The sequence below is a fragment of the Microbacterium sp. genome (assembly GCF_035554235.1).
GTDB lineage: Bacteria > Actinomycetota > Actinomycetes > Actinomycetales > Microbacteriaceae > Microbacterium.
In genome coordinates this window covers 1-11,068 of the sequence record NZ_DATMIO010000223.1, presented here as the reverse complement: position 1 = coordinate 11,068, position 11,068 = coordinate 1, and the positions used below count along the sequence as shown (strand labels likewise).

General features: G+C 71.0%; 9 protein-coding genes and 1 pseudogene. 7 read left to right on the top strand and 3 right to left on the bottom strand.

Translation table 11 applies throughout. From position 1 onward, the window contains the following. Nucleotides 1-261: 261 nt before the first annotated feature. The gene (locus VNT50_RS11570) at nt 262-1,404 is read right to left on the bottom strand and encodes an AAA family ATPase (RefSeq protein WP_325485270.1); all 1,143 of its coding nucleotides are present in this window, start codon (nt 1,402-1,404) and stop codon (nt 262-264) included. A gap of 293 nt (nt 1,405-1,697) precedes the next feature. Here VNT50_RS11570 and argC point away from each other — a divergent pair, with 293 nt between their 5' ends. The 7 genes and pseudogenes from argC (at nt 1,698) to argH (ending at nt 9,555) form a co-directional block, all read left to right on the top strand. Continuing rightward, entirely contained in the window at nt 1,698-2,747 is a 1,050-nt protein-coding gene (gene argC / locus VNT50_RS11565) for an N-acetyl-gamma-glutamyl-phosphate reductase (RefSeq protein WP_325485269.1), read from the top strand. Continuing rightward, a pseudogene (gene argJ, locus VNT50_RS11560) lies at nt 2,744-3,901 on the top strand (bifunctional glutamate N-acetyltransferase/amino-acid acetyltransferase ArgJ). Before argC ends, argJ begins: the two are co-directional and overlap by 4 nt. Continuing rightward, nucleotides 3,898-4,797, top strand: a complete 900-nt coding sequence (gene argB / locus VNT50_RS11555; RefSeq protein ID WP_325485268.1) for an acetylglutamate kinase — start codon at nt 3,898-3,900, stop codon at nt 4,795-4,797. Before argJ ends, argB begins: the two are co-directional and overlap by 4 nt. Next, nucleotides 4,794-6,071: an acetylornithine transaminase gene (locus tag VNT50_RS11550; protein ID WP_325485267.1), complete on the top strand. Its 1,278-nt coding sequence runs from the start codon at nt 4,794-4,796 to the stop codon at nt 6,069-6,071. Before argB ends, VNT50_RS11550 begins: the two co-directional genes overlap by 4 nt. Beyond that, nucleotides 6,068-6,991 (top strand): ornithine carbamoyltransferase, encoded by a 924-nt coding sequence (gene argF, locus VNT50_RS11545; protein WP_325485266.1) that lies wholly within the window; start codon nt 6,068-6,070, stop codon nt 6,989-6,991. Before VNT50_RS11550 ends, argF begins: the two co-directional genes overlap by 4 nt. 56 nt (nt 6,992-7,047) lie before the next feature. Beyond that, entirely contained in the window at nt 7,048-8,073 is a 1,026-nt protein-coding gene (locus VNT50_RS11540) for a heparan-alpha-glucosaminide N-acetyltransferase domain-containing protein (RefSeq protein ID WP_325485265.1), read from the top strand. A 12-nt stretch (nt 8,074-8,085) separates the two neighbouring features. After that, on the top strand, nt 8,086-9,555 hold the full coding sequence (gene argH / locus VNT50_RS11535; protein ID WP_325485264.1) for an argininosuccinate lyase: 1,470 nt from the start codon (nt 8,086-8,088) through the stop codon (nt 9,553-9,555). Between the two features lie 56 nt (nt 9,556-9,611). Here the strand turns inward: argH and VNT50_RS11530 are convergent, their stop codons facing one another. Then, nucleotides 9,612-10,280, bottom strand: a complete 669-nt coding sequence (locus VNT50_RS11530; protein ID WP_325485263.1) for a hypothetical protein — start codon at nt 10,278-10,280, stop codon at nt 9,612-9,614. A gap of 12 nt (nt 10,281-10,292) precedes the next feature. Further along, on the bottom strand, nt 10,293-10,889 hold the full coding sequence (locus tag VNT50_RS11525) for a DNA-binding protein (RefSeq protein ID WP_325485262.1): 597 nt from the start codon (nt 10,887-10,889) through the stop codon (nt 10,293-10,295). Between the last annotated feature and the right edge of the window lie 179 nt (nt 10,890-11,068).

Genomic DNA, 11,068 nt, shown 5'->3' with positions numbered 1-11,068 from the left:
ACAAGCGCAGACTTGAGTACGGGTGCTGCCGGGGTGCTCAAGTCTGTGTGTGCCTCAGCGCAGACTTGAGTACGCAAATCTTGAACAGCTGAGCGCCTGCGACACGCCGACACCGCGGAGCGACGGCAGCGCAGGGCGAGTGCCGATGGGCGCCCCGGTCCAAGGTTCGGTCACCGAGGTCGACGGGCAGCCGCCTCGACGGTCCCGGCGACCCGGTGCGCGGTGGCACGGAACGGGCCGGGCGATCCGCGACCGGGAGAGCTAGCGCGAACCCCAGTTCCAGGCGGGGCGGTCGAGGAAACCCTGACCGGCGATCTCAGTGCCCGCGGAAGTGGGCACCAATCGGTGGGTCAGCGCGCCGGCGCGCTCGAGCCCGCCCGCAACGGGCGTCGAGTGGGTGACGACCACGACTTGACTGTGTGCGGATGCCTCCGCGATGAGTTCCGCGAGCGGCCCGAGCAGGTCAGGATGCAGGCTCGCCTCCGGCTCGTTGAGCACGATGAGCGGTCCCGGCTGCGCCGGGAGCAGGGCCGCGCAGAGCAGCAGGTAGCGCAGCGTCCCATCCGACAGCTCGGCGGCATCGAGCGGTCGCAGAAGTCCGGGCTGGTGCATCATCAGCCGGAGGCGACCGTCCACGCCTTCGATCTCGACCCGCGTGCCGGGGAAGGCGCGATCGACCTCGCGGTCGAGGCGCTCGCCGAAACCGGCATCCTGAATCGTCGCCCATACCGCCGCCAGATCCGACCCGTCGTGCCCGAGGATCGGGGTGCGCGTGCCGACCTGCGGCGCACGCGCCGCGGCGGCCTGGTCCGTTCGGAAGTGGTCGTAGAAGCGCCAACCGGCGAGGGTGCGCCGCAGCGCGAGCAGTTCCGGACCGGTGTCGCTCTCGGCGAGGTCGGTGAGAATCGTCTCGTACGGCATGAGGGGCTGTGCCAGGGTGCGCCACGCGCCATCGCGCGTGCGTGTGACGCCCCTCAGTCGGTCGATGAGCAGCGTTGACGGCTTCGCGACCTGCCCCGCGAAGACCTGCTCGCGCTTGAGCTCCGGGTCGCGATCGAACGGTGTCGGGCCGACGACCTGTGGCAGCCCCAAGTCGACGAGGTACCCGAGCTCGTCCCCCGCGAATCCGAGCAGCACGGCCCGGGGTCCGCGCCGCACAGTGCCCTGCACTTTCGCTTCGCCCGTGGGGACCTCAGGGCCCGCCCACATCACCGACGGCAGCCCGCCCTCGCGGGCGATCGCGCCCACGACCGAACCGGTCGCCGCCGCGGCCAGGAGGCGCAGCGCGCGGTAGACGTTCGACTTGCCGGAGCCGTTCGGCCCCGTCACCACCGTGAGCCCGCCGAGGGGCAGCACCAGGTCGCGCAGCGATCGGTATCCGGCGACGGCGACGGTGGTGATCACCCGCCCCATCCTGTCAGCCGCCCCCGACGCCGATCGCCCACACCGATCCGCCGACGCCGATCGCCCACACTGCGAGACGCGATTTGCGGATGCCGCGACCCGGCCGCTATGGTCGCCACATGCCTTCGGCCGCGCAGCCTTCCGCGACGCTCCTCGCGAGCGCCGCTCCTGCGCGCCGACGTCAGGGCGCCCGCCGACTGTAGGCGACCCCGCGCGTTCCCCGATTCCACTCGGGTCGAGCTCGCCGGTGTCGCCGTCCCGGCCCCCGCACTCCTGACCTTAAGGTAGAAACCATGACGTACTCGGTCGCCGTCTCCGGCGCATCCGGCTATGCGGGTGGCGAGATCCTCCGCCTCCTCGCCGATCATCCCGACATCGAGATCCGCACTGTCACCGCGCATTCCAACGCGGGTCAGCCGCTCGTCGCGCACCAGCCGCACCTGCGCTCGCTCGCGCACCTCACGCTTCAGGACACGACTCCCGATACGCTCGCCGGCCACGACATCGTCTTCCTCGCCCTCCCGCACGGCCAGTCGGGTCAGTACACCGACGCGCTCGCCGACACTCCGCTCGTCATCGACGCGGGCGCCGACCACCGGCTCGAATCCAGCGCCGAGTGGGACCGCTTCTACGGCGGCGACTTCCACGAGCCGTGGGCCTACGGCGTCCCGGAGCTGCAGGTGGGAGCGGGGAAGCAGCGGGAGCACCTCGTGGGCGCGACCCGCATCGCCGCGCCGGGCTGCAACGCCAGCACCGTGGCGCTGAGCCTCGCGCCAGGCGTCGCGGCGGGCGTCATCGACCCCTCCGACATCGTCACCGTGCTCGCCGTAGGGCCGAGCGGCGCAGGCAAGAGCCTGAGGACGAACCTGCTCGCGAGCGAGATCCTGGGGTCGGCCAGCCCCTACGGTGTCGGCGGCACGCATCGGCACATCCCCGAGATCCGGCAGGCGCTGGTGGCGGCGGGCGGGCCGGCGGACGGCATCCGCATCTCCTTCACGCCCGTCCTCGTCCCGATGTCGCGCGGAATCCTCGCAACGAGCACCGCGCCGATCGCCGAGGGCGTGTCGGATGCCCAGATCCGGGCCGCGTGGGAGTCCGCGTACGGGAACGAGACCTTCGTGCAGGTGCTCCCGGAGGGTCAGTTCCCGCGCACCGCCGACGTGATCGGGGCGAACACCGCGCTCGTGGGCCTCGCCATCGACCGGGCGGCGGGACGCGTCGCCGTCCTCACCGCGCTCGACAACCTGACAAAGGGTACGGCCGGCGCCGCGGTCCAGTCGATGAACATCGCGCTCGGGGTTCCCGAGGCCCGCGCGCTCAGCGTGAACGGAGTCGCACCGTGAGTGTCACCGCACCTCAGGGATTCGAGGCGGCGGGGGTCGCGGTCGGTCTGAAGAGCACGGGAATGCCCGATGTCGCCGTGGTGGTCAACCGGTGACCACTCAAGGTCGGCGCCGCCGTCTTCACGAGCAATCGCGCCAAGGCGAACCCGATCCTCTGGTCGGAGCAGGCGATCCGCGACGGCGTCGTCGAGGCGATCGTGCTCAACTCCGGCGGGGCGAACTGCTTCACCGGCTCGTTCGGCTTCCAGACGACGCACCAGACGGCGGAGCGCACCGCCGAGCTGCTCGAGGTGAGCGCGAGCGACATCATCGTGTGCTCCACGGGCCTCATCGGCGTCGGCGACCAGGCCTTCCGCGACAAGGTGCTGCAGGGGGTTGACCGGGGCATCGCTGCCCTGACCGCCGACGGCGGCGCGGACGCCGCGAACGCGATCATGACGACGGACTCGGTTCCGAAGCTGGCGACCTACCAGGGCGAGGGCTGGGCGATCGGCGGCATGGCGAAGGGCGCCGGGATGCTGGCGCCCGGGCTCGCGACGATGCTCGTCGTGCTCACGACCGACGCGGTGCTCGATGCGACCGACGCCGATGCGCACCTCCGCGCCGCGACCCGCGTGAGCTTCGACCGCCTCGACTCCGACGGCTGCATGTCGACCAATGACCAGGTCACGCTTCTGGTGAGCGGGGCGAGCGGGGTAGCGCCGGATGCCGCGGCCTTCCGCGCCGGCCTCACCGAGCTCTGCACGAGCCTCGCGGAGCAGCTGCAGGGCGATGCCGAGGGCGCGAGCCACGACATCACCATCCACGTCGTGCGCGCGGCATCCGAAGAAGACGCCGTCGAAGTCGGTCGCTCGGTCGCCCGCAACAACCTCTTCAAGGCCGCCATCTTCGGCAACGACCCGAACTGGGGCCGGGTGCTCGCCGCGATCGGAACCACGAGCGCGGCCTTCGACCCCTACGACGTCGATGTCGAGATGAACGGCGTCCGCGTCTGCAGTCGGGGCGGCCCCGACCGGCCCCGTGAGGAGGTCGACCTGAGCCCGCGCGCGACGAGCATCGTCATCGACCTCAAGGTCGGCGATGCCTCGGCACGGATCCTCACCAACGACCTCACCCACGACTACGTGCACGAGAACAGCGCGTACGCGTCATGACCGACATTCAGGACACCAGCCCCGAAGAGGCCGCTTCCAAGGCCACGACCCTCGTCGAGTCGCTCCCGTGGCTCAAGCGGTTCCACAACCAGATCATCGTCATCAAGTACGGCGGAAACGCCATGGTGAGCGAAGCGCTGCAGGATGCCTTCGCCGAGGACATCGCGTACCTCCGGTACGTCGGTGTGCTGCCCGTCGTCGTGCACGGCGGCGGCCCGCAGATCTCGAACATGCTCGACCGTCTCGCGATCCCGAGCGAGTTCAAGGGCGGCTACCGCGTGACGAGCACGGAGGCGATCTCGGTCGTCCGCATGGTGCTGACGGGTCAGATCAACCCGCAGCTCGTCGCGAAGATCAACTCGCACGGCCCCCACGCCACGGGCCTGAGCGGCGAGGACGCCGGGCTCTTCGGCGGCCGCAGGCGCGGCGTCGTGATCGACGGCGTGGAGCAGGATCTGGGCCGGGTCGGCGACGTCGTCGAGGTCGATCCGACGCCGGTGCTCGACCACCTCGCGGCGGGGCGCATCCCCGTCGTGTCGAGCATCGCGCCCGATCTCGATCACCCGGGTCATTCGCTGAACGTGAATGCGGATGCGGCGGCCGCGGCGCTCGCGGTCGCGCTCAAGGCCCGCAAGCTCGTGGTGCTGACCGACGTGCCGGGGCTCTACGCGGACTGGCCGAACCGGGATTCGCTCGTGTCGCACCTGACCAGCGCCGATCTGCGGGCGATGCTGCCGAAGCTCGAGTCAGGGATGATCCCCAAGATGCAGGCCTGCCTCGACGCCGTCGACGGCGGCATCGAGACGGCGGCGATCATCGACGGCCGGGTGCCGCACTCGGTGCTCGTCGAACTCTTCACCGACAAGGGAATAGGAACAGAGGTGGTGGCGCAGTGACTGACAACTCACCGTCTTCGACATGGCAGGAGGACGCGGGCCGCGACCTCGTCCGCAGCTTCGGCGCCCGCATGGCCCTGTTCACGCGCGGCGAGGGAGCGTATCTGTGGGATGACGCGGGCCGGCGGTTCCTCGACTTCCTGGCCGGCATCGCCGTCAACTCGCTGGGCCACGCCCACCCGGTGTTCGTGGAGGCCATCTCCGCGCAGGCCGCGACCCTCGCACACGTCTCCAACTACTTCGCCACGAAGCCGCAGCTCGAACTGGCCTCGCGCCTGAAGCGGCTCGCCGGCACGGGCGAGTCCGGCCGCGTCTACTTCGGCAACTCGGGCGCGGAGGCCAACGAGGCCGCATTCAAGCTCGCCCGCCTGCACGGCAAGGACTCCGGACGCACCCGCATCCTGACGCTCGAGAACGCCTTCCATGGCCGCACGATGGGCACGCTGGCGCTCACCGGCAAGCCCGCGATGCAGCAGTCGTTCCTGCCGATGGTGCCCGGGGTCGAGCACATCGCTCCCACCCTCGAGGCGCTGGAGGCGGCGATGGATGACCGGGTCGCCGCGCTGTTCGTCGAGCCCATCCAGGGCGAGGCCGGCGTCATCCCGCTGCCCGAGGGCTACCTGCGTGCCGCGCGGGAGCTCACCTCGCGCCACGGCGCGCTGCTGATCGTCGACGAGATCCAGACCGGCGCCGGGCGCACCGGCGCCTGGTTCGCGTTCCAGCACGAGGGCGTCGCACCTGACGCGATCACGGTCGCCAAGGGGATCGGCGGAGGCTTCCCGATCGGCGCGCTCATCACCTTCGGCTCCGCCAGCGAACTGTTCTACCCGGGCTCGCACGGCTCCACGTTCGGGGGCAATGCCCTGGGGACGGCCGTCGCGGGCGCCGTGCTCGCCGAGATCGAGCGGGCCGGACTCGTCGAGAACGCGGCCGTACGAGGCCGGCAGATCCGCGCGGCCGTGGAGAGCCTCGATTCGCCCCTCGTAGAGGGCACCCGCGGCCAGGGGCTGCTCATCGGCATCGGACTCACGCACCCCGTCGCCGGCGCCGTCGTGGCGGCCGCCCAGCAGCACGGCCTGATCGTCAACGCGGCCAATGACCGCACGATCCGGGTCGCACCCGCCCTCACGATCGGCGACCCCGAGATCGCCGAGTTCACCGAGCTCTTCGCGGCCGCCCTCGCCACGGCATCCGAGGCGCTCCTCCTCGATGAGCCCGCCATCCAGAAGATGCCTGCGTATGATGCACCGAGCGACCGAAGGGTGTCGAAATGACCCGCCATCTGCTTCGCGATGACGACCTCAGCCCCGCCGAGCAGGCCGAGATCCTCGACCTCGCCATCGAGCTGAAGAAGGACCGCTGGGCGCTGAAGGCCCTGGAGGGTCCGCAGACCGTCGCGGTCATCTTCGACAAGTCCTCGACGCGCACGCGCGTGTCGTTCGCCGTCGGCATCGCCGACCTGGGGGGCTCGCCGCTCATCATCTCGACGGCGAACAGCCAGCTCGGCGGCAAGGAGACGCCCGCCGACACCGCGCGCGTGCTCGAGCGCCAGGTCGCCGCGATCGTGTGGCGCACCTACGCGCAGGCGGGCCTCGAAGAGATGGCGGCCGGGACGCGCGTGCCCGTCGTCAATGCCCTGTCCGACGACTTCCACCCGTGCCAGCTGCTCGCCGATCTGCTCACGATCAAGGAGCACAAGGGGGAGCTGAAGGGGCTCACGCTCTCGTTCTTCGGCGACGGCCGCAGCAACATGGCGCACTCATACGTGCTCGCGTGCGTCACGGCCGGGATGCACGTCCGGGTCGCCTCGCCGGAGTCGTACGCGCCCCGCGAAGACGTCATCGCCGACGCCGATGCCATCGCCTCGCAGACCGGCGGCTCGGTCGCGCTGTACACCGATCCGCTCGAGGCCGCCGCGGGGGCCGATGTGATCGTGACCGACACGTGGGTGTCGATGGGCAAGGAGGAGGAGAAGCTCCAGCGCCTCCGCGACCTCGGACAGTACAAGGTCACGCAGGAGCTGATGTCGCTCGCGCAGCCCGGGGCGATCTTCATCCACTGCCTCCCCGCCGACCGCGGCTACGAGGTCGACGCGGCGGTGATCGACGGCCCGGCGAGTGTCGTCTGGGACGAGGCGGAGAACCGGCTGCACGCCCAGAAGGCCCTGCTGGTGTGGTTGCTGCGTCAGGACTGACAGAGCGGCTCCACCGGCGCTGGGAGCGCCTGAACGGCCCGCGCCGCGTGGCGGGGGTGGACCTTGCCCGCGGGCTCGCGGTGATCGGGATGTTCGCCGCCCACCTGCTGCAGATCCCTCCGTTCGACTGGGCGGATGCCGCTACCTGGCACGACGTCGTCAACGGTCGCTCGTCGATCCTGTTCGCGACGCTCGCGGGCGTGTCGATCGGGCTTGTGACCGGCCGGACCGAGCCGTTCACGCAGCCCGCGCTGGGTCTCGCCCGCCGGCGGCTGGCCGTGCGCGCCCTGCTCGTCTGGGTGCTCGGGATGCTGCTGGTGGCGCTCGACGTGCCGGTGTTCGTCATCCTTCCCGCGTACGCCGTGCTGTTCCTGATCGTGCTGCCGCTCCTGCAGCTGCCCGCCGCGTGGCTGTTCGCCCTGGCCGCCGCGATCGCGGGGACGATGCCGTTCGTCCAGTACGTCGTGCACGGCTGGCAGATCTGGCTCACCCCCCAGGGGTGGCTGATCGAGACCGCATTCGGCGGCCACTACCCGTTCCTGGTGTGGAGCGCCTTCGTCGTCGCCGGCCTCGGCATCGGCCGGCTGCCGTTCTCACGCCCATCCGTCGCCGCCGCGCTGCTCGGCGTCGGCGCCGCGCTGGCCTTCGCCGGCTACGCGCTCGGGGCGGCCACGGCCGCGCTGCGCGCGGCCGATCCCGCGTCTGTGTGGGCGTTCGTCACGAGCGCGGAGCCACACGGCAGCGGCATCGCCGAGGTCGTGGGCTCGGGAGGCTTCGCGATCGCCGTGATCGGGCTGTGCGTGCTCGTGACAGGCACCCCGATCACGTGGGTCGTGCTTCCGTTGCGCGCGGTCGGCGCGATGGCGCTCACCGCCTATGCGGGCCAGCTCGTGGCGTGGGCGGTGCTGCAGCCCGCACCTGCGCCGGGGGAGAGCGAACTCAGCGCGTTCCGCGCTCTCGAGCCCTTCTGGCCCTTCACGATCTGGACGATCGCGCTCTGCTCCGTATGGACCCTCCTTCTCGGCCGCGGCCCGGTCGAGTGGGTGATCCATCGCGGGGTGCGCTTCGCCGCCCGCCGATAGTCTGGACACGCCATGACCGAAGATGCCGCAACCAACGATCCCGCCAGTGTCCACGCCCCGACCAGCGACGCCACGACCAATGAGGGTGCGCTGTGGGGAGCCCGGTTCGCGAGCGGACCCGCGCCCGAGCTTGCCGCGCTGAGTCGCTCCACCCACTTCGACTGGGTGCTCGCGCCCTACGACATCCGAGGATCGCACGCGCATGCGCAGGCGCTCGCCGCCGCGGGATACCTGTCGGCCGATGAACTGGCGGGCATGCGGAAGGCCCTCGATGTCCTCGCGGCCGACGTGGCATCCGGTGCCTTCTCGGCCGCCGACAGCGACGAGGACGTGCACGGAGCGCTCGAGCGTGGACTTCTCGAGCGCGCGGGCGCCGAACTCGGAGGCAGGCTGCGGGCGGGCCGCAGCCGCAACGACCAGATCGCGACCCTGGTGCGCCTGTACCTGCTCGATCACGCGACGGTCATCGCACGCGACATCCTGCGCCTGGTCGACGCCATCGTGGCGCAGGCGGAGGCGCACGAGGACGCGATCATGCCGGGCCGCACCCACCTGCAGCACGCCCAGCCGGTCACCCTCGCGCACCACCTGCAGGCGCACGCGTGGCCGCTCGTGCGCGACCTCGAGCGGCTGCGGGACTGGCGGGCGCGAGCGGTCGTCTCGCCGTACGGCGGGGGAGCGCTCGCCGGGTCGACGCTCGGCCTCGATCCCGCCCTCGTCGCCCAGACGCTCGGGCTCGAGCGCCCCGCCGAGAACTCCATCGACGGGACGTCCTCGCGCGACGTCGTCGCGGAGTTCGCGTTCATCACCGCGCTGATCGGCATCGACGTCTCCCGGTTCGCCGAGGAGATCATCCTTTGGAACACCCGCGAATTCGGGTTCGTCACCCTCGATGACGGCTACTCCACGGGGTCGAGCATCATGCCCCAGAAGAAGAACCCCGACATCGCCGAACTCGCCCGCGGCAAGGCGGGCCGCCTGATCGGCAACCTGACGGGCCTGCTCGCCACGCTCAAGGGCCTGCCCCTCGCGTACAACCGCGACCTGCAGGAGGACAAGGAGCCCGTGTTCGACTCGATCGCCACGCTCGAGCTCGTGCTCCCGGCATTCGCGGGGATGATCGCGACGCTGCGCTTCGACACCGCGAGGATGGCCGAACTGGCTCCGCAGGGCTTCTCGCTCGCGACCGATGTCGCGGAGTGGCTCGTCAAGCGCGGCGTGCCGTTCCGCGACGCCCATGAGATCTCGGGCGCCCTCGTGCGCCTCTGCGAAGAGCGCGCCATCGAGCTGAGCGAGGTCACCGACGCGATGCTCGCCTCGGTCTCGCCCGAGCTGTCGCCCGAGGTGCGCGAGGTGCTGACGATCGAGGGATCGGTCGCGAGCCGCGACGGCGTCGGAGGCACGGCTCCCGTCCGCGTCGCCGAGCAGCGGGCCGAGCTCATCGCGCGCGTTCAGTCCGCCGCGCACGTCCTCGGCCTGTAGAAGGGGCGCCGCCCGCGTCAGCAGATACCGGCGGTGTCAGCGGATGCCGGCGGGGCTCACCAGATCGCGAGCCGCACGAGCGCGCCCACGACGCAGGCCCACAACAGGCTCGACATCGTGCCGATGATGAAGCGCTCGCGCGCCTCCGCGGCCGCGAGCTCGGAGAAGCGGCCGACGCCCTTGATCGCCACCACGATGGCGATCGCCTCGGGGTAGCCTGCGATGAGCGCGACCACGACCGCGAGGCGCTCGAGGTACCCGATCGTGGTGCCGCCGCGCATGACCTCTTCGCCCTTGGCGGCGGGAGCGGTGCCCGCGGCTTCGGCGCCCGTCCTGAGCCCCGTCGAAGGGCCCGTCCTGGGCTCCGTCGAAGGGCTCGTCCTGAGCTCCGTCGAAGGGTCGAGGATGATGCCGCCGTTCGCGCCGTCGCGCACCCGCCCGTGGGTCGCGATCTCGAGCACCCGCCGCGTCATCGGGTTGCCCCCGAGCACGGCCACGGCGGTTCCGAGGAGCGCGATGACGAGACCCATGAGGGTCGGCACGTTGATCGGGGCGACCGAGACGATGACGAGGGAGGAGACCACCAGCCCCGCGGCCACCACGAGGGGGAGCGTCGCGGGCCTCCGCATGCACACGGCGATGAGCACGAGAGCCCCGCAGAGCGCGAGGAACAGGAAGATCGAGAGGATGGCGACGATGATCGCCTCGGGGAACACCACCGGCATCGGGCCAGTCTGTCACGCACCGCCGTCGAGGCGCCGGAGCGCACGCGCAAGGGCCGGGATCGCGGCCTCCTCCGTGCGGAGACCGGCCGCGCCCGCCCGCCGGCTGACGGCGGACTCGGTGATGCCCAGGCGGACCGCGGCCTGCCGCTGCGTCATCGCGTCCGCGAGCAGATCGGCCAGCTCCCACCCCTGCACCGACCGGCGGTCCCGCAGGTCGATGAGCAGCTGGATGAGCGCCTCGACGTCTCCCGCCGCCTCGGGGTCGCCGCTCGTGACGGCGAGCCGCCCGGGTGCCGACTTGGCTCGCTCGACGGCATCCCGGGCGTGGATGAACGCCGCTCCCCGGCCCGCGCGGGTCTCATGGGGAAGCGGGCTCTCGATCGAGCCGACCCCCACACCGATGCTCCACGCCCCTTCGCGGGTGAGGCGCAGGCACACGTCCATCACGGCATCCGCGTCTTCGGTCGCGAACTGCAGTTCATCGCCGGTTGTCCGCTCGGGCGGCAGGGCCACGCGACCGCGCACGATCGGTTCGAGCGCTGCGAGCGCGCCCGGCACGAGATCCTCGTGGGTGCGGCTGGCCCGCTGATCTGCCGTGACGACGAACATGCGGCTCCTTGTGCTTCAGGGCTCACAGCTCATGAGTTGAGCCTGGTAGCTCACTGTAGTTGAGTTCTCATGCGCAATCAAGCCGAATCATGCCTGCAAGCATGAGGCCGGCCGAGTCATCCGGACCCCGCTGATAGCCTGAAAACGTGCCTTCCGTCGTTGTGACCCCCGCCGAACCC